This is a genomic window from Haloferax sp. S2CR25 (genome assembly GCF_031624535.1).
In the GTDB taxonomy this organism is placed as follows: domain Archaea; phylum Halobacteriota; class Halobacteria; order Halobacteriales; family Haloferacaceae; genus Haloferax; species Haloferax massiliensis.
In genome coordinates this window covers 936,442-955,217 of the sequence record NZ_JAMQOO010000001.1, presented here as the reverse complement: position 1 = coordinate 955,217, position 18,776 = coordinate 936,442, and the positions used below count along the sequence as shown (strand labels likewise).

18 protein-coding genes are annotated in these 18,776 nt (G+C 72.8%); 16 read left to right on the top strand and 2 right to left on the bottom strand.

Translation table 11 applies throughout. The features are described 5' to 3' along the window. Positions 1–185: 185 nt before the first annotated feature. Positions 186–1,268 carry a tubulin/FtsZ family protein gene (locus NDI65_RS05005; RefSeq protein ID WP_089779013.1) on the bottom strand — a complete coding sequence of 361 codons (1,083 nt, stop codon included), beginning with the start codon at positions 1,266–1,268 and terminating at the stop codon, positions 186–188. 121 nt (positions 1,269–1,389) lie between these two features. Between NDI65_RS05005 and NDI65_RS05000 the strand changes: the two genes are divergently transcribed. The 12 genes from NDI65_RS05000 (at position 1,390) to NDI65_RS04945 (ending at position 14,882) form a co-directional block, all read left to right on the top strand. Continuing rightward, positions 1,390–2,013 (top strand): hypothetical protein, encoded by a 624-nt coding sequence (locus tag NDI65_RS05000; protein ID WP_310893443.1) that lies wholly within the window; start codon positions 1,390–1,392, stop codon positions 2,011–2,013. Beyond that, positions 2,010–2,471 (top strand): hypothetical protein, encoded by a 462-nt coding sequence (locus NDI65_RS04995; RefSeq protein ID WP_310893442.1) that lies wholly within the window; start codon positions 2,010–2,012, stop codon positions 2,469–2,471. Before NDI65_RS05000 ends, NDI65_RS04995 begins: the two co-directional genes overlap by 4 nt. A gap of 32 nt (positions 2,472–2,503) precedes the next feature. Beyond that, positions 2,504–4,471: an ATPase, T2SS/T4P/T4SS family gene (locus NDI65_RS04990; RefSeq protein ID WP_310893441.1), complete on the top strand. Its 1,968-nt coding sequence runs from the start codon at positions 2,504–2,506 to the stop codon at positions 4,469–4,471. Then, positions 4,465–6,234, top strand: a complete 1,770-nt coding sequence (locus NDI65_RS04985; RefSeq protein WP_310893440.1) for a pilus assembly protein — start codon at positions 4,465–4,467, stop codon at positions 6,232–6,234. The genes NDI65_RS04990 and NDI65_RS04985 overlap by 7 nt, the downstream gene beginning before the upstream one ends. Before the next feature lie 54 nt (positions 6,235–6,288). Then, a complete protein-coding gene (locus NDI65_RS04980; protein ID WP_310893439.1) occupies positions 6,289–6,759 on the top strand; it encodes a hypothetical protein in 471 nt (156 codons plus the stop codon). Further along, positions 6,737–7,129: a hypothetical protein gene (locus NDI65_RS04975; RefSeq protein ID WP_089779923.1), complete on the top strand. Its 393-nt coding sequence runs from the start codon at positions 6,737–6,739 to the stop codon at positions 7,127–7,129. Before NDI65_RS04980 ends, NDI65_RS04975 begins: the two co-directional genes overlap by 23 nt. Continuing rightward, entirely contained in the window at positions 7,126–8,010 is an 885-nt protein-coding gene (locus NDI65_RS04970; protein WP_089779007.1) for a hypothetical protein, read from the top strand. Before NDI65_RS04975 ends, NDI65_RS04970 begins: the two co-directional genes overlap by 4 nt. Then, a complete protein-coding gene (locus NDI65_RS04965) occupies positions 7,998–11,063 on the top strand; it encodes a hypothetical protein (protein WP_310893438.1) in 3,066 nt (1,021 codons plus the stop codon). The genes NDI65_RS04970 and NDI65_RS04965 overlap by 13 nt, the downstream gene beginning before the upstream one ends. 57 nt (positions 11,064–11,120) lie before the next feature. Next, positions 11,121–11,540, top strand: a complete 420-nt coding sequence (locus NDI65_RS04960; protein ID WP_089779005.1) for a DUF5791 family protein — start codon at positions 11,121–11,123, stop codon at positions 11,538–11,540. Next, positions 11,537–12,433, top strand: coding sequence for an SDR family oxidoreductase (locus NDI65_RS04955; RefSeq protein WP_089779003.1), 897 nt, complete (start codon positions 11,537–11,539; stop codon positions 12,431–12,433). The genes NDI65_RS04960 and NDI65_RS04955 overlap by 4 nt, the downstream gene beginning before the upstream one ends. Before the next feature lie 101 nt (positions 12,434–12,534). Beyond that, positions 12,535–13,719, top strand: coding sequence for a bifunctional oligoribonuclease/PAP phosphatase NrnA (locus tag NDI65_RS04950; protein ID WP_089779001.1), 1,185 nt, complete (start codon positions 12,535–12,537; stop codon positions 13,717–13,719). Positions 13,720–13,790: 71 nt separating this feature from the next. After that, positions 13,791–14,882: an aldo/keto reductase gene (locus NDI65_RS04945; protein WP_310893437.1), complete on the top strand. Its 1,092-nt coding sequence runs from the start codon at positions 13,791–13,793 to the stop codon at positions 14,880–14,882. Between the two features lie 46 nt (positions 14,883–14,928). Here NDI65_RS04945 and NDI65_RS04940 read toward each other — a convergent pair whose 3' ends face one another. Next, a complete protein-coding gene (locus tag NDI65_RS04940) occupies positions 14,929–15,099 on the bottom strand; it encodes an HVO_0758 family zinc finger protein (protein WP_167344131.1) in 171 nt (56 codons plus the stop codon). A gap of 157 nt (positions 15,100–15,256) precedes the next feature. Between NDI65_RS04940 and NDI65_RS04935 the strand changes: the two genes are divergently transcribed. The 4 genes from NDI65_RS04935 (at position 15,257) to NDI65_RS04920 (ending at position 18,723) form a co-directional block, all read left to right on the top strand. Further along, the gene (locus NDI65_RS04935) at positions 15,257–16,417 is read left to right on the top strand and encodes an MFS transporter (RefSeq protein ID WP_089778997.1); all 1,161 of its coding nucleotides are present in this window, start codon (positions 15,257–15,259) and stop codon (positions 16,415–16,417) included. Positions 16,418–16,505: 88 nt separating this feature from the next. Further along, entirely contained in the window at positions 16,506–17,612 is a 1,107-nt protein-coding gene (locus NDI65_RS04930) for a glycosyl transferase family 2 (RefSeq protein ID WP_089778995.1), read from the top strand. Next, complete coding sequence (locus tag NDI65_RS04925) at positions 17,609–18,097, top strand: hypothetical protein (protein WP_089778993.1); 489 nt, start codon at positions 17,609–17,611, stop codon at positions 18,095–18,097. Before NDI65_RS04930 ends, NDI65_RS04925 begins: the two co-directional genes overlap by 4 nt. A gap of 29 nt (positions 18,098–18,126) precedes the next feature. Beyond that, entirely contained in the window at positions 18,127–18,723 is a 597-nt protein-coding gene (locus NDI65_RS04920; RefSeq protein ID WP_310893436.1) for a CoA pyrophosphatase, read from the top strand. Positions 18,724–18,776 lie beyond the last annotated feature (53 nt).

Sequence of the window (18,776 nt, the reverse complement as noted above, 5' to 3'; positions counted from 1 at the left end):
CGAGCCGACTCTCACGCGCATCGCTTCGCTCCCCTCGAAAGAAATGTTTGTTAACACATGACATGGGTGGGCGGGGATACGGAAAAAACATTCGCAGACTGGACGATGCTCGCGGAATCGCTGGACGAACGTCCTCGATACCTCTCACTCGGTGGTCGTTCGGACCGCAGCGACCGCGTCGGCGCTCACAGCAGGTCGTCGAGGTCGTCGTTGTGCCACATCTCTTTGGGGTCCGCTCGCGTCTCGGTCTTCGCCCGGTCGATGGCCTCTCGGGCGCGCTCCATGAACGACTCGACCCGCTCGGAGCGCTCGACGCCGCCGAGGAGGACGAGCGACGCGATTCGGCCGCTCTCAAGCGGGAAGTCGCCGCCGCGGACCTCCAGACTGCCGGTCTCCTCTTCGACCCAGCGACGCGCCCGCTCGACGCCCTTCCGCGGGATGGTGTCGGGCTCCCCGGCGATGACGACGAGCGCGGAGTCCGCGTCGCTCGCGTCCGGCAGGCTCGTGCCCGTCAGGACGGCGCTGCGGGTCGTGCTCATGACCGCGTTGATGTTGTCCTCGGCGTTCGGGGAGGCCTCGGCGCTCGCGTATCCGAGCGCGGCGATACCTCCGGAACGGAGGGTGTTGATGACCTCGGAGCTGTCGACGACGCTCTCGCCGACGCCCTCGGTCGCCTCGCCGGCCGCGAGGAGCAGGCCCACGCGGCGAGCGATGGCCTCGTTGATGGCGTCGTAGCCCTCGCTCATCGACTCGCCGGACGACCGGAAGGCGTCGTTGTCGACGAGGAGGACGGCGTCGGCCTCGCGGGCGACGGTCTTGAGCGACCGGCCGGCGTTCACCTGATACATCGCCCCCTCGTCCCGTCCGGGCAGGATTCCGAGGACGTACACCGGCACGTCGTAGACGCGGGCGAGCGCCTTCGCGAGGACGGGCGCGCCGCCCGAGCCGGAGCCGCCGCCGAGGCCGGCGACGACGAAAATCGACTCCGCTTCGGCCGTCACGCGGCCGTCGAGGGCAGACATGACCTCGGTCTGGTCCGACTCCATGACCTCGGCTCCGAGTTCGTTGTCGCCGCCGACGCCGTGCCCGCTGACGCGGTCTTGGCCGATGAGCACGGTCTCGACCGGAAGCGACTGGAGGTCGGCTCTCGCGGTGTTCACCGCGACCGCGTCGAGCACCGCGCCGAACCCCATCCGCCGGTCGAACGACTGGAGGGCCGACGTGAGCTTCCCGCCCGCCTGTCCCACACCAATCAGGACGGTTTTCATACATGATTCACTCGGGCTGTCACCTTGAACATTCCTCACATGTGGAATGTTGGCTCACCCGACCGTTCGAATCGGCCCTCGCCCCGGAGCTTTATCACGGATGGCGGGACCACGCCGGTCCATGACGACCGACCCGACTCGCCGCGACGCCGCTGCCGACGCCGAGCTCGCTTCGCCCGCCTCCAGCGCCCCGCCCGCGGCGGACCGCACGGCCGACCTCGCCGCGCGACTCGACGCGGTCGAACGAACCATCACCGACGGCGACGCCGACTTCTCGTCGCTCGAAGACCTCGCGGCCGTCGAGCGTCGGGTCGCCGACCTCGAATCGGCGGTCGAGTCGCTCACCGAGCGCCTCGACGAGATGGACGCCGCGACGCAGGCGATGCGCGGCTACCTCGGCGGCGTCCGCGCGGTCAACGAGGACGTCGAGCGCCGGGCGAACGCCGCGCTCGCCAAGGCCGAGTCGCTCGAATCGGAACTCGTCGACGAGACGGCGTCGCCCGCGGCGGACCGCACGGCCGACGCGCTCGCCACGGACGCGGCGACGTCGCCCGCCGGGCAAGCCGATGGCGCGTACGACGATTCTCCTCGGCGTGACGAGACGGCCGGGACCGCCGTTCGCGCCGGTCGCGATTCTCACGTCGCTCCCGACTCCCGCGCCGGCGACTCCCGGAACGATACCTCCGGTTCGCGCGACGACCCCACCGACCGCGGACTGGCCGCTCGCCTCCGCGACGCGCTGTGATTCGCGTCGTCCTCGCGTGTCTCCTCGCGGTCGCCATCGCGGGCGTCGTCTTCCCGGCGGCCGACGCGGCCCGAACGGACGCGACGACGGTGAAAATCGGCTCGATGGCCGACGACATCGCGCACGCCGCGACGGCGCTTGCGGCGGCGGAAGACCCGACGCCGGCCGGCGTCGCGGGCGCGCGACGGCACGTCGACCTCGACGTCCCGTCCGGGTCGTGGCGGGCGGCGGCCGTCTCCGAACTCGCGGTTCGCGGCGGCGACGGCGTCGAACTGTCGGCGAGCGTCGCCACCGGCCCGACCGTCGTCCGCCGCGTCGGCGGTCCCCGGATTCGAGTCGCCGGCGACCGCCTCGTCCTCGGCCCGGGCGAACACCGCCTCAGGCTGACGCTCGAAGCCGATACGGGCGGTTCTGTCGTCGTTCTCGCCCCGACGACGACCAACTCGTCGGCGGCGTAGGTTCAAATACCCGGACGGGACCACGCCCCCGTATGCCCCTCGACTCCATCTCCGAAACCGTGGTCGCGGCGCTCCCCGGCGCGCTCGGCGACCGGCTCGCCGACGCGACCGACAGCCGGAGCGCGTCCCGCGACACCGACGCCGATTGCGGCTGTGAACCCGACTTCTCGACCCCCACCGACCGCCCCGACGACGACACCGTGACGCTCGCGGTCGACGCCGGCGGCTGCCCGCACCGCGGGTCGCTTTCGACCTCGGCCGCCTGTCGCGCGACGGTCGTCGAGGCGCTCGAAATCCGCGACGCCGACCGGCTCGTCGTCCGCGCCGACGGACTCGAACGCCGGTACGACGCCGACGCGACCGGCCTGCTCGTCGCCGCCGGCCGGTTCGCGGAGCGCGTCCGGTTCCGCGACGACCGCCTCGCCGACCGCGCCCGCGAGGACCCGCTCGGGGCCGCCCACGAGGCGACGGGTCGCGCGGGGCCGGTCCGCCGCGCGGCCGTCGAAACCGGGCTCGCGGAGGGCGCGTCGAGAAGCGCCGACTACGGCGACGCGCTCCGAGCGGTCGTCGGGCCGACGCTCGCGCGGTCCCGCGTCGACCCCCGCCCCCCGGCCGACGGGCGACTCGTCGGGGCGACCGACCTCGACACCGGCGCTGTCGCCCGGCGCTACGACTGCCCCCGCGGTCCCGTCTACCATCTCACGCCGCCCGAATCGACGCTCGACCAGCGCGCCGCACGGACGCTCGAAGCCGCCCACGACCGACTCGCCCGCGGCACCGTCGACGCCGGCCCCCGCGCGCCGGGCCGCGCCGTCCGAGTCGTCGCGGACGCGGACGACCCGGTCGAGACGCTCGCGGCGATTCTGGCGAAGCACACCGCGGGCAACGGCGTCCTCGACGACCTGTTTTCGGACCCCGCGGTCTCGGACGTGTACGTCTCGACGCCCGCCGAGGAGAACCCGATTCGCGTCGTCGCGGACGGCGTCTCGATGCCGACGAACGTCCGCCTCGCGCCCGGCGGCGCGGAGTCGCTCGCCTCCCGCCTGCGCCGCGTGAGCGGCGCGTCGTTCTCCCGCGCTGACCCGACGCTCGACACCGTCGTCGAGGCCGGCGGCGTGAACGTCCGGGTCGCGGGCGTGACCGCGCCCGCCAGCGACGGGCTCGGCTTCGCGTTCCGCCGCCACGACGAGACGCCGCTGACGCTCCCCGCGCTCGTCGCCAACGGGACGCTGTCGGCCGACGCCGCGGCGCTCTGCTCGCTCGCGGTCGAACGCGGCGCGTCGGTCCTCGTCGCCGGCTCTCGCGGAGCCGGCAAGACGACGTTCCTCGGCTCGCTTTTGTGGGAACTCCCCCGCGACGTTCGCACGGTGCTCATCGAGGACACGCCGGAGCTCCCGGCGTCGAGCCTGCTGGACGCCGACCGCGACGTGCAGACGCTCCGAACCGACACGACCGGCGGCCCGGAGCCGACGCCGCAGGAGGCGCTCCACGCGGCGCTCCGATTGGGTGACGGCGCGCTCGCGCTCGGCGAAGTCCGGGGCGAGGAGGCCGCCGTCCTCTACGAGGCGATGCGCGTCGGCGCGAACGCCAACGCGGTCCTCGGAACCATCCACGGCGACGGAGCCGCCGACGTGCGCGAGCGCGTCGTCTCCGACCTCGACGTCCCGGCGTCGTCGTTCGCCGCCACCGACCTCGTCGTCACTTGCGAGCACGCGGACGCACACCGCGTCGCCCGAGTCGAGGAGGTCCGCCCCGTCGGCGACGACGCGGCGTTCGAGACGCTGTTCGAACACGACGGGCGCGCGCTCGAACCGACGGGGTCGGTCGCGCGCGGCGACAGCCTCGGGGTCGAGTCGCTCGCACGCCCCGGCGAGTCGTACGCGGACGTGCTCGACGCGCTCGACGCCCGCGCCGCCCACCTCGCCTCGCTCGCCGAGACGGAACGGACGGCTCCAGACGACCTCGCCGCGGCCCGCGCGGAGCGTGGTTCGGGATGCTGAGTCCGGACACGGCCGCGAGCGCGGGCGCGGACTCCGATGCGTCCCGGTTGGCCCACGCGGCCGCGACGACGCTCGCGCGGCTCTCGCCCGACTCCATCGACGCCGAGCCGAGCGACGACCTCAAACGGTCGCTGGCGTTTCTCGACTCGGACCTCCCCTCCGAGACGGTCGTCGCCGCGGGCTACGGCGCGGCGCTCCCCGCCGGACTGCTCGGCGGACTCGTCGCCCTCGTCGCTCGGCTCCCGACCGTCACGGTCGTCTTCGTCGCGCTCGCGGCCGCGCTCGGCGCGACCCACGCGGTCCACACGCTCCCCGTCTGGCTGGCGACGCTCCGCCGGACGCGGGCGCTCGGGAACGCGCCGGAACTCGTCGGCCGCATCGCGCTTCGGATGCGTATCGAGCCCTCGGTCGAGCGGGCCAGCGCGTTCGCCGCGCGCGGCGGCGACGACCCGCTTTCGGCCTCGCTCGCCGCCCACGCCGACCGCGCCCGCGGGACGCCGACCGCGGGGCTTTCGGAGTTCGCCGACGCGTGGCGCGCGTGGTTCCCGGCGCTCGACCGCTCGACCGCGCTCTTGCAGACCGCCGCGGACGTTCCCGCCGGCGAGCGCGACCGGGCGCTCGACCGCGCCCACGAGGTCGTCCGCGAGGGGACCCGCGACCGACTCGCCGACTTCGTCGGCTCCGTCCGCGGACCGGTGACGGCGGTCTACGCCTTCGGCGTCCTGCTCCCGCTCGCGCTCGTCGGCGCGCTCCCCGCCGCCGGCGTCGCCGGCGTCGGCGTCACCGCCGCGCACGTCGCGTTCGTCTACGATGCGGTGCTTCCCGTCTGCCTCCTCGCCGCGGTCGGGTGGGTGCTCGTCCGCCGGCCGGTCGCGTTCGCGCCGCTCTCGGTCGACGCCTCCCACCCCGCGGTCGACGACCACCGTCTCCCCGGCGTCGCCGGCGGCGCGGTCGTCGGCGTCGTCGGCTTCGTCGCCGCCGACGCGTTCATCGCGCCGTGGCTCGCGCCGCTCGCCGCCGTCGGCCTCGGCACCGGCATCGCGCTGTTCGTCGCGGCCCGCCCGGTCGTGGCGCTCAGAGCGCGCGTCCGCGCGGTCGAAGACGGCCTCCCAGACGCGCTCTATCTCGTCGGCCGCGCCGTCGGCGAGGGCGAGGCCGTCGAATCCGCGCTCGCCCGCGCGGCGACCTCGGTCCCCGGCGCGACCGGCGACCTGCTGGACGAGGCCGTCGGCGTCCAGCGCCGCCTCCGCGTGGGCGTCGTCGAATCCTTCCGCGGCGAGTACGGCGTCCTCGAATCGACGCCGAGCCCCCGCGTCGCGGGCGTGGCGACGCTCCTCGGCCTCGCCGCCAGCGAGGGCCGCCCCGCCGGCCGCGCCATCGTCTCGATGGCCGACCAGCTCTCGGCGCTGTCCCGACTCGACGCCGAGGCCCGCCGCGAACTCGCGTCCGTCACGGAGACGCTGTCGAACACGGCCGCCGTCTTCGGGCCGCTCGTCGCCGGCGCGACCGTCGCGCTCGCAGACGGGATGGCCCCCGCGAAGACGCTCGACCAGACGGCCGTCGCCGCGCCGCTTTCGACCGGTGACCTCGGACTGGCCGTCGGCGCGTACGTCCTCCTCTCGGCGGTCATCCTGACGACGCTCTCGGTCGGCGTCGAACACGGCCTCGACCGTCACCTCGTGGCCTCCCGCGTCGGCCGCGCGCTCGTGTCGGCGACGGCGACGTTCGCCGTCGCGTTCGCCGCCGCGGGAATGCTCGTCTGAGTCGCCGCGAGTCCGTGCTGAGGTTTATATACCCGGACGGGACCACCCCGGTCTATGCTCGACGCACCGCTCGATACGCTCTACACGTGGGCCGCGCTCTCGGTGGCCGCGACCGTCCTCGTCGGGACGGTCGCCGGGCTTCCGACCACGCCCGCGCCCGACGCCTCGGGAGTCGCCGACGCCGTCGACACCGTGGCCGTCGCCGAGTACGACGCGACAGCCGAACACGACCTCGACGCCGACGCCGTCCGCCTCGGCCCGCGCCGCATCGGACTCCGAAACGACGGCGGCGCGGCGCACGCCACGTTCGGGTTCGGCCCGATCACGCCGGCGTCGCCCGACTCCCGACTCGGGTCGGTCGCCGCCGGCACACCGCCGAGCGCCGTCTTCGACTCGCCCGCCGCGTTCGCCGCCGCGGCCGAGACCGCACGCGACCGGGACGCCTCGTGGCGACCCGCCGGCGAACTGCTCGTCGTCCGCCACGTCAACTGGGAGGGAACGGATGTCACCGTCGTCTCGGCGTAGGGCGCAGACCTCGCCCGTCGCCGCACTCACCGCGCTGTTCGTCGTCTGCGCGGCGATTTCGTGCTACGCGACGGTGCTCGACGACTCGTTGCCGACCGCCGACCGCGACCTCGCGCCCGCCGCGCTGTCGAACGTCGAGTCCGCCCTCGCGGACGACTCCGGCGTCGTCGTCGTCTCGCGGCTCTCGGACGCCCGCGACGCCTGTCCTGACGGCTTTTCCTGCCGCGTCGTCGTCGCAATCGACGACGACCGCCGCGCCGTCGGTCCCGACGCGCCCGCCGACGCCGACGCCGACTCGACTCGGGTCACCGTCCGCGCCGAACCCGGACGCGTCCGCTTCGGAACGCTCCGCGTCGAGGTGTGGCGATGACCGACCTCGTCTTCGACGTGACGGTGTGTCTGCTTCTCGTGAGCGCGAGCATCGGCCTCGTCGTCACCGCGGACGCCGGCGCTGACACCGGCCTCGGCGGCGATGCCGCGGTCGACGCCGACGGGGTCGCCTCGTCGCTGGCGACGAGCACCGCGACGGTCGACTACTCGCTCGCCCCCGGCGTCGACGCGGCCGACGCGTCGTTGCTCGATGCCGACGGCGTCGACCCCCGCGAACTCGAACGGACCGCCCACGGCAGTCTCGCCGGACTCCTCGCCCGCGCGACGCTCGGCGCGGTCACCGTCGAGGGCGCTCGCGTGACCCGCGCCCGCGACGACTTCCGGAAGCGGACCGCCGCCCGCGTCGCCTCCGAACTCCCGACCCGCGGCGTCTCCGTCGCCGTCTCGTGGACGCCGTTCCCCGGTTCGTCCGTCCGTGCGAACGACACCCTCGGTCCCGCGCCGCCGTCCTCGGCGACGGTTCACTCCGCGACGCTCGACGTGCCGAGCGGGTTCCCCGCCGCCCGGGAAGACGCGCTCGCCGCAAGCGATGACGGCTTCGACGCCGTCGCTCGGCTCGTCGCAAACCGGACCGTCGCCGGGCTGTTCCCGCCGGCGCTCGCCCGGCTCGCGCTCCGCGGCGACGAGCCGGTGTCGACGCTGATGACCCATCGGTACGAGCGGACCGGCGCGCTGGCGGGGGCCTCCGTCGCGCCCGAGGTCGCCCGCGAGGAGACCCGCGCCGCCAACGCCGACCTCGCGGCGGCGCTGAACCCGCGGTTCGCCGAGACGATGCGCGACCGGTACGACACCCCGCGCGCCGCCGCCGAGGCGGTCTCAGTGGGGCGCGTCACCGTCGTCGTCAGGACGTGGTCGCCGTGAGGCTCGCCGACGACGACCGGGGCCGGGTTCCCTTCGCCCTGCTCGGCGTGTTACTGCTCGTCGGGAGCGCGACGTTCTCCGGCGCGCTCGCCGGCCACGACCCCGTGGCCGACCGCCGCGTCGACGACGCGATGGACCGCGCGACCGCGCAATCCGACGCCGCTATCCGCGCGGCCGTCGGCGACGCGGCGCGCGCGGCCGCGGCAAACCCCGTCACCTCGCCCGCGAACACGACCGTCGGACGCCTGCTCTCCGACGAGCGACCCTTCCGCGACTATCTCCGGCTTCGCATCGCGCTGGCCGCGACCGAGCGACTCCGCGCCGTCTCGGTCGCCCGCGGCGACGTGAACGCGACTGCGACCCTGCCGCGGCCGACGAACGAGTCGACCCTCCGCGACGCGATGGACCGCGTCTCCATTTCGAGCCGCGAGAACGGGACCGTCCTCGTCGCGACCGTCGAGAACGTCTCGGTCGAAGTCGCCCGCGGCGGCCGCACCGTCGCCGCCGAGTCCGTCACCGCGACGGTCGGCGTCCGGACGCCCGTCCTCGCGCTCCACGACCGGACCGAGGCCTTCGAACGCCGTCTCGACGCGAACGCGCTGGACGGCGGGACGCTCGACGCGACGGTGACGACCGCGATGTGGGCCTCGGCGTGGACCCGCGGCTGGAGCCAGTACGCCGGCGCGCCCGTGGACAACGTCGTCTCGAACGACCACGCCGCGCTGGCGACGAACGCCGGCGTCCTCCTCGCCGAACAGCAGGCGTTCGGGGCGACGGACGCCGACGGTCGCGGCGCGACCGGCCGCGCCGCCGTCCAAGTCGGTGCCCAGAGCCTGCTTTCGCAGACCGGCGTTCCGGCCGCGCCCGAACTGGCGAACGCGCTTCCAGCACCGAACCCGGCCGCGGAGTCGGCCGCGAGCGAGATACCGACGAACCGGACCATCAACGCCTCCGTCGGCTCCGCCGCCGACCACGCGCTGGTCGGATTCCTTGACGGCCGCGGCGACGCGCCGGCCTACGACGACGTGGTCGCGGACGCCCACCGCGCCGCGGTCGAAATCGAGACCGAGACGGACGTTCTCTCCCGGACCGAAGACCCGCCGGAGAACTCCGGACGCGGGTGGACGCTCGTCAGCATCTCGACCGACACGTCGTCGTCGGCCGAGACGGTCCCGACGAGAACGCCGGCGGTCGAAGCCGACACCGTCGTCGTCGACGCCGGCTCCCGCATCGTGACGACGGTCGAGACGACCACTCGGACGTTCCGTCGGGGCAACGAGACGCTCCAGACCGAAGCGCGGACGGAGACGAGGACGCGCGTCGACCTCGCGGCCGTCGTCGACCCGGCCGCCGTCTCCGCCCCCGTGCGCCCCATCGACCCCGCGAGTACCCCCGGCGGCGCGCTCGACGGCGAGAACTTCGCCGCGGCCGCCGACGCGGCCGCCGACATGGTCGTGTCGCGCGGCGGCTTCGACGACATCGCCTGCGACGTTGCGACCGGCGACCCGCCCGAGCCGCGGCAGGCGACCGCACCGGCGGCGGACGGCCTCGACCGCTGGGTCCGCGCGGACCTCGTCGCGCTCGCCGACCGCGTCAGAGACCGACGCGTGACGGCGTCCGCACGGCGGGTCGCCGCGGGCGAGGTGAACCTCGCCGCGGAACTCGCGGCCGACCTCCGCGCCGACCGCCGCGACCTCGTGGGCGCACCGACCGCCTACGACGGTGTCGCCGACCGGACGCGCGTCGCGGTTCGCGCGACCTACCTCGACCGCGTGCTGGCGACGCTCGACCGCCGGGCGAACCAGACCGCGGCGGCGAGCGACGCGGCCGACAACGCGAGCCGGGACGCGGACCTCGGGTCGCTCTCGGAGGCGGTCCGCGCCGAGGAGGTCGCCCGCGCGGCGCTCGGCGACTCGCGAGCCGACGGCGCGAACGGGACTGGCAACGAAAGCGGCGTCCGCTTCGTCCCCGACGCGGACCCGATGTACCTCTCGCTCGGCGGCCTCGACGGCGCTTCGGTCCCGACGGTCGCCCGCGGCGGCACCTATCACCCGCTCGTCGCCCGCAACACCAACCTGTTTACGCTCCCCTACGGCGACGCCGCCGACACCGTTCTCGAACCGGTGTTCGGCTCGAACCGCCGCGTCCCGCTTCGCGTCGCGGCCCGCACGCTCCTCGCGGCCGACTCGACGCTCGAAAACACGAACGGGACGAACGAGACGCTCGCCGACAGACGCGACCGGCTCGAAACCGCGGTCGACCGGTCGGTCGTTCCCGCGGAGACGGCCGCCCGCCACACGCTTCGCGACCACACCAATCACTCCGTGACGGAGCGCCAACGGATTCTGGAGCGCTCGCTCGGCGCGTGGGATGACCCCGCTCACCGGGCGCTGGCGATTACGAACGGCTCCGCGGCGCGCGCAATCGCCGTCGAGGCGGCCGCCCCGGGAACCGTCGAGGCCGACCTCCTCGAACGCCGCCTCGACGTGGCGTTCAGAACCGTCCGCCGAGACCGCTCGACGACGGTCCCACAGCGGCTCACGAACCGGACGGTCGAGACGACGCGAACCGCCCGTCAGCAGGCCGTCGCCGACGTGGCGACCGACGCGGCGATGAACGCCACCGAGGACGCGGTCGCCGACCGCCTGAACGACACGCTCGACTCGCGGTTCGACACGCCGTTCAAGCGCGTCCCCGCCGGGATGCCGGTCGCGCCCGTCCCCGGCTCCTGGTACGCGACGGTCAACGTCTGGGACGTGGCGGTCGCCGGCGAGTTCGCGCAGTTCCGCGTCCACGCCCGCGGCGACACGGAGTCGCTCACGTACGCCCGCGACGGGTCGCCCGTCGCCCTCGACTGGGACGGCGACGGCGTCGCCGAGACGGTCGGCCGCGGCGACCGCGTTTCGTTCGAGGTGCGGACGCCAATCGTCGTCGCAGTCCCGCCGTCGGGCGTCGGCGTCGGCGACATCGACGGCAACGCGGACGAGCGCTCCGAGGGGTGGCAGGGAGGACCGGGCTGCACCGTCGCGGCCGACTGCCCTCCCGAGGAGTAGCCGCCAATACGACCCGAGTGGCAACCGTTTTGCCGCCGGAACGCCGAACCCGCGTGTATGTTGCACGACGCCGCCGCGAAGCCCGGAACCCTCTCGGCCGACGAGTTGCGGGCCGCCTACGAGGACGAGATTCGCCGCGCAGTCGACGCCGCAGGACCGGAGACGGCCGCCGAGGCCGCCGGCGTCTCGGAGGCCGCGCTGTCGAACGGCGTGTTGGACCTCACGCTCGAACAGGCCGCCGCGGTCCTCGAACTCGCCGACGGCAACCCCGACGCCGACGCCATCGTCTGGGAGTTCCGCGACCACCTCCTCATGGGTATGACGAGCGGCATCCTCGACGTGGACACGCTCGCGTCCGAGGTCGACCTCGACCTCTCCGGACAGGAGATTCAACAGGCCATCGAGGGCCGCACCGCCGCCACGCTGAACGAACTGGCCGCCATCCACCACGTCATCGCCGTCCGAAACGAGCGATGAGAGTCGCCGTCCTCGGTTGCGGCTACGTCGGCCTCGAACTCGCCCGCACGCTCGTCGCCGACGGCCACGACGTGTGGGGCGTCCGCCGCTCGGACGACGGTCTCGACGCCGTCGAAGCGACCGGCGCGGAAGCGGTTCGCGCCGACGTGACCGACGCCGACTCCCTCGGGGGGGTCCCCGACGTGGACCACGTCGTCTTCGCCGCGAGTTCCGGCGGCCGCGGGGCCGACGCCGCCCGCACCGTCTTCGTCGAGGGACTCCGAACGGCAATCGACCAGTTCGCCGGCCGCGATTCGCCGCCCGAGCGACTCGTCTACACGTCGAGCACGGGGGTCTACGGCGACCACGGCGGCGACTTCGTCGACGAGTCGACGCCGCTGGACCCGACGACCGACAAGACGCGCGTCCTCGCCGAGGCCGAGCGCGTCGCTCGCGAGCACGCCGCAGAGCGCGGAATCGAGGGGACCGTCACCCGGTTCGCCGGGCTCTACGGTCCGGACCGCTACCGACTCGACCGCTACCTGAACGGCCCGGTCACGGCGGGCTATCTCAACATGGTCCACCGGGACGACGCCGCGGGCGTCGTCGCGTACCTCCTCGAAACCGGCCGCGCCCGCGACGACACCGTCCTCGTCGTCGACGACGAACCCGTCTCGAAACACGCGTTCGCCGACTGGCTGGCCGACGAGTGCGGCGTCCCGCGCCCCGAAAAGCGCACGAAGGAAGAGCGCCTCGCCGACGGCGACCTCTCGGAGGCCGCCCGTCGCCGCATTCTGACGAGCAAGCGCTGTTCGAACGACTACCTCCGCGAACTCGGCTATTCGTTCGCGTATCCGACGTATCGGCAGGGTTACCGGGCGGCAATCGACGCGTACCGAGCGGACGGCGACTGAGCGTATTCCGCGGTCGACAGGTTCGAACCGCCGAAATTCTGTCACTCAGGATAGCTCGATTAGGGGGAATATTCATACGGTAGGCCTCGGTCGTGTTGTGTATGCTGGGTCCGGTGGGGCAGTTCGACACGGGTGCTATCTTCGAGTCTCTCGACTCGTTCGTGCGCACCCACCCCGAAATCGCGGCGGCGGTCGTCGTCGCGCTCGGTGCGCTCGCGCTCGTCGTCTACGCCGCGATTCGGTTCAAGCGGCCGATGGGGACGCGCTTCGCCGAGGCGCTGGAGGGCGTCGACGAAATCGCCGTCCTCATGCACCCGAACCCGGACCCCGACGCCATGGCCGCGGCGATCGGCGTGGCCTGTCTCGCGGAACAGGTCGGAACCACACCGACCATCCAGTTCGCCGGCCAGATTCGACACCAGGAAAATCGCGCGTTCCGAACCGTTCTCGACCTCGACTTAGACCCCATCGACCACGTGAGCGACCTCGCCGCCGAAGCGGTCGTCCTCGTCGACCACAACGAACCCCGCGGGTTCGCGGGGGCGGAGGGCGTCCTCCCATACGCCGTTGTCGACCACCACCCCGGCGACGGGACCGGCGAGGCCTTTACCGACGTGCGGACCGACTACGGCGCGTGTTCGAGCATCGTCGCCGAGTACTTCCGCGACGTGGGCGCGAAACCCGTCCCGCCGGACATGCACGCGAGCGAGGTGAACGCCTCCTACACCGTCCCCTCGCAGGTCGCCACGGGCCTCGTCTACGGGATTCTCACGGACACCAAACACCTCACTGCGGGCTGTTCGGCCGCGGACTTCGCCGCCGCCGGCTTCCTCTTTCCCGGCGTCAACGAGGACCACCTCGACCGCATCGCCAACCCCGAGGTCTCCCGCGAGGTGCTGGAGGCGAAGGCCCGCGCCATCGCCGGCCGCGACGTGCGCGGCCCCTTCGCCGTCGCCGACATCGGCACCATCTCGAACGTCGACGCCATCCCGCAGGCGGCCGACGAACTCATCCAACTCGAAGGCGTCACCGCGGCGGTCGTCTGCGGCGAACGCGAGAGCAACGTCTACCTCTCGGGGCGCTCCCGCGACGACCGGGTCCACATGGGCCGGACGCTGGAGTCCGCCCTCGACCACTACCGCGGGGCGAGCGCCGGCGGCCACGCCCGGATGGGCGGCGGGCAGATAATCCGGCCCGACGCCGTCACCGACGGCGGCAACGGCGAGTCCGTCCCCCGCGACGAACTCGTCGAACACATCTTCGAGGCGTTGTCGGGCGATATCTGACCCTCGGACCGGGCCGCCATCGCCGGACGCGGACCGGTGGCCCTTAACGGCCGGCCGCCGTAGGCTCGCCCATGGCTACAGGACGGGCGACGTGGGCCTACCGCGACCGGTTCGGCGACAGTTTCGGCCGCACCTTCTTCCGCCGGTTCGGCCCCGGCGTCGTCTCCAGTATCGGCATCGGAACCTACCTCGGCGAGCCGACCGACGCGGTCGACGACCGCTACCGCGAGTCGCTCGTCTCGGCGCTCGAACACGGCGTCAACCTCGTCGACACGGCGTCGAACTACCGCCACGGGCGCTCCGAGCGGGTCGTCGGCGACGCGGTCCGCGGGGCCGACGTTGACCGCGACGCCGTCGTCGTCGCCTCGAAGGCCGGCTTCGTCCCCTTCGACCGCGAGCGCCCCGACGACCCCGGCGCGCACGTCCGCGAGACGGTCCTCGACGCGGGCCTCGCCGACCCGGACGAACTCGCCCACGGCAGCCACACCATCGCGCCCGCCTTCGTCGACGAGATGATCGACCGGTCGCTCGACCTGACGGGGCTGGACCACATCGACTGCTACTACCTCCACAACCCCGAGACGCAGTTGGCCGTCGCCGACCGCGAGACGGTGTACGACCGCGTCGAGGCCGCCTTCGAGGTCTTCGAACGCCGGGTCGCCGCCGACGACATCGGTCGCTACGGCGTCGCCACGTGGGAGGCCCTCCGCGTCGCGCCCGGCCACGACGCGTACCTGTCGCTGCCCGAACTCGTCCGCCGGGCCGAGCGCGCGGCCGACACCGTCGGCAACGACGAGCACTCGCTCGACGCGATTCAGCTCCCGTTCAACGTCGTGATGGCCGACGCGTTCACCGTCGAGGCCCACGACACCGACGCGGGCGAGGCGATGAGCGCGCTCTGGTACGCCCACGAACACGGCCTGCACGCCTTCACGAGCGCCAGCCTCGCGCAGGGCGACCTCGCGGCGGAGATTCCGGCGTCGGTGAACTCGGTGCTCGCCGGCGACACGGCGGCCCAGCGGGCGCTCAACTTCTCGCGGAGCGCGCCCGGCGTGACCGCCGCGCTCGTCGGTGCGTCGTCGGTAGAACACGTCGCGGAGAACGTCGCGGCCGGAACGTTCGATCCCCTCGGGGCGCGGACGTTCGATTCGGTCTTCGAGTGAGCGGCCGGCGACTCCCGTCGGACGGCCGCTATCGGTCGGTTCGGGGCTATCTGAGCTCTTTCCACTGGCGTCCGCAGTCGCCGCAGATGCGGACCGAGAACACTTCGTCCGGGTCGTTTTTCTTCTTCAGCGACTCGCCGCACTCGGCGCAGGTCAGCCGCTCGTAGGTGTCTTTCTCCAACTCCCCGTCTCGGAGCCCCTTCCGCGTTGTCTTCATACGTTCTCGTTTGTGCAACGAACATAAAAACCCGACGACAATCCCCGTTTTCACCCCGCACGACGTCTGGTGGTCTCGTGCAGTCGAAACTGTTGTCACCCCGCGGCGCGCGCTTCCGACCGTGTCACGTGGCCGCCTCTTCGGAACGCTCTGCGGGATGGTGCTGCTCGTCAACCTCGCGCGAGTCGTCTTCGCACCGCTTCTCGGGGAGTTCATTCTCTTCTTCGGGGTCGACCGGGCCACCGTCGGCATCGTCGCCACCCTCGTCTGGCTCGGGAGCGCCGTCCTCCGCGTCCCGACCGGCTGGCTCCTCACCCGCGTTCCGAGACACCGGGTGGTGCTCGGGACCGGCGTCGTCCTCGTCGTCGCCTCGGGCGTCACCGCCAGCGCGACCACCGTCGAGACGCTGATGGTCGGCGCGGTCTCGATGGGCCTCGCCTCGGGCGCGTACTTCGTCGCCGCCAACCCGCTCGTGAGCGAGCTGTTCCCCGACCGCGTCGGCCGCGCGATGGGCATCCACGGCACCGCCAGCCAGCTCGCGGCCGTCGGTGTCGCCCCCTTCGTCACGCTCGTCCTCGCGGTCGGTCCCGACCTCGTGCCGCGGCTCCCGTTCGTCTCCGCGGCGTGGCAACTCGTCTTCGTCTGCGTCGGCCTCGCGGCCGCCGTCGTGACGCTCGCGCTGTTCGTCACCGCCCGCTCAACGGACCTCCCCGACGCGGGCGCGGCCGACCGCGACCTCCTCGGCGCGGCCCGCACGGAGTGGCGGGTCATCCTCACCGGCATCGTCATCCTCGGCTTCACCGGCTTCGTCTGGCAGGGCCTGTTCAACTTCTACGAGCTGTACATGGTGTCGAAGGGCCTGCCGGCGACGACGGCGCGCAACATGCTGACGGTCGTCTTCGGCGCGGGCGTGCCCGCGTTCTTCCTCTCGGGTCGGCTCGCGGACAACCTCCCGCGCATCCCGTACATCCTCGGCGTGCTCGTCTCGTTCGTCGTCTCGGTGTTCGTCCTCACGATGACGACCAGCCTCGTCGGTCTCGTCGTCGTCACCGCGGTCGTCGGCTACGTCATCCACAGCCTCTTTCCGGCGCTCGACGCCTACCTGCTCGACACGCTCCCCGACGAGAGCCGCGGGAGCGCCTACTCGGTGTACTCGTTCGGCATGATGATATTCCAGGCCAGCGGGTCGGGCGCGGTCGGCACCCTGACCGACTTCGGCTACGCGTTCGACGAGGTGTTCTTCTGGTTCTCCGTCGGGCTGGCGGTCGTCGTCACGGGACTCATCGCGCTCCAACGCGCCGGGCGCATCCCGAACTGAACGGGTCGGTCGGGGGCGCTCGGAGCGAAGCCGGCAGCCGGTTCGGCTCTCGCCGCACTTTTGCTCGCCCGGGTCCACGACCGACACGATGGAGTACGTACAAGAGCGGGTCACGACGCTCCACGACCTCGCCGGTTCGGTCCCCGACGCCCCGACCGACCGCGCCGCCGTGGTCGTGCCGATGACGGAGCGGGAGTACGCCGGCCTCGCCGCCGAGCGGGTGCTGTCGACGCTGGAGTCGCTCTCGCCGGCGCGGGTCGTCGTCCCCCTCCGCGCGCCCGCCGACCGGGTCGCCCCGTTCGCCGACTGGCTCGACGAGTACGACCTGCCGCTCGACGTGCTGTGGTGCGACGGCCCCCGCGTCGCCGACCTCCTCGACTCCCACGGTCTCGACGGCGAGCGCGGCAAGGGCCGCGACGTGTGGCTCGCGCTCGGCTGCGCCGCCCGCGAGGAGTACGTCGTCGTCCACGACGCGGACACGAAGACCTACGACGAGCGGTACGTCCCGCGGCTCCTGTTCCCGCTGGCGCACGGCCACGACTTCTCGAAGGGCTACTACGCCCGCGTCGAGGAGGGGCGGCTCTACGGCCGGCTGTTCAGGCTGTTTTACGCCCCGCTCGTCCGCGCGCTCGAAGCCGAGACTGAAGCCCCCGTCGTCCGGTACCTCGACTCCTTTCGGTACGCGCTGGCCGGGGAGTTCGCGACCACCTCGGACCTCGCGGTGCGGATGCGGTCGCCGCGGAAGTGGGGCCTCGAAGTCGGCACCCTCGGCGACGCCTTCGCCCACGCCGGCTTCGACCGGAGCGCGCAGGTCGACCTCGGCGAGTACGAACACGACCACCGCTCGGTGAGCGGGCCGACCGGCCTCTCGGACATGAGCGAGTCGGTCGGGCGGACGCTCCTCCGGGCGGTCGTCGAACACGGCGGAGACGTCGAGTTCGACACGCTCGCAGAGCGCTACCGCGAGGCCGGGAACCGTCTGGTCGAGCAGTACGCGGCCGACGCGGCGTTCAACGGCTTCGACTACGACCGCGGAGACGAGCGCGAGCAGGTCGCTACCTACGCCGATGCCATCTCGAAGCCCGGCGAGGACACGCGGCTCCCGGCGTGGAAAGACACGTCGCTGTCGCCCGATGCGGTGCTTGCCGCCGCGAGCGCCGACCTCGACGACGTGCGGGAGGAGGCAGGACGATGAGCGAGGCGACCTACGACGACCTCGCGGGCGTCGTCGACCTCTTCGGCGCGCTCACCCGCGAGGAACTGGAGACGGCGCTGGGCGAACTCGCGTTCAAACAGGGCCGCGAGACCGACGGTGAGGCCCTCTCGGGCGCGATTTCCGACGCGGTCGACGCCTACTACCTCGTCCCCTACGAGGACGACGAGACGGACGCGGAACTCCTGACCGTCGGCCCGATGGCGTTTCCGACGCTCCCCGACCGGGCGGAGGACCTGCCGCACATCCTCGACTACCCGACCCGCGAGGTGCCGCGGGACGAACTCGCCACGCAGGTCGAATCCCGCCTCCGCGCGGCGGCCGCGAGCGCGGTTCAGGCCGGCGACGAAGACGAAATCGCCCGCCTACTCGACGTGACGTACGACCTCGAAGCGTGGGCCGACACCGACGTGGGGTCGATTCGAGACCGCCTCGACGCCGCGCTGGACGCGGAGGGGCAGGCCTAAGTCGCGGCATCTCTTTACGAATCGTGACGATGGACCTCGCGGGCGTCAGCCGACACGAGCCGGTGACCGTCGACGCGGGCCGACGGGCGGCCGTCATCGCCCCCGTCGTGTTCCGCGACGAGCGGCCGCACATCCTGTTTACGAAGCGCGCCGACCACCTCGGCGAGCACCCGGGGCAGATGAGCTTCCCCGGCGGCGGGCGCGAACCGAGCGACGCGGACCTGCGGGCGACCGCGCTCCGCGAGTCCAACGAGGAAATCGGGCTCCGACCGGAGGAGGTCGCCTTTCACGGCCGACTCGACGACATCCGAACCGTGACCGACTACGCCGTCTCGCCGTTCGTCGCCACGGTGCCCGACCGCGAGTACGAACCCGACCGGCGCGAGGTGGCCGAAATCGCGGTGCTCGCGGTCGACGACCTGACCGCCCGCGCGAACTACGAGTCGGAGCGCCGCGACCACCCGCAGTACGGCGAGATTCGGCTCCACTTCTTCCACGTCGACGGCTACACCGTCTGGGGCGCGACCGGGCGGATGCTCGTCCAACTGCTCGAACTCACGACTGACTGGCGCGTCCCCGAGGAGGTCGACCGCGTGGTCGACCCCGACGCCGACTACCCGGTGTAGCGCGGGACGTTCTATCGACGGGCGGGCCGGCGCGGCCGCTCGCGGTGTCTGCG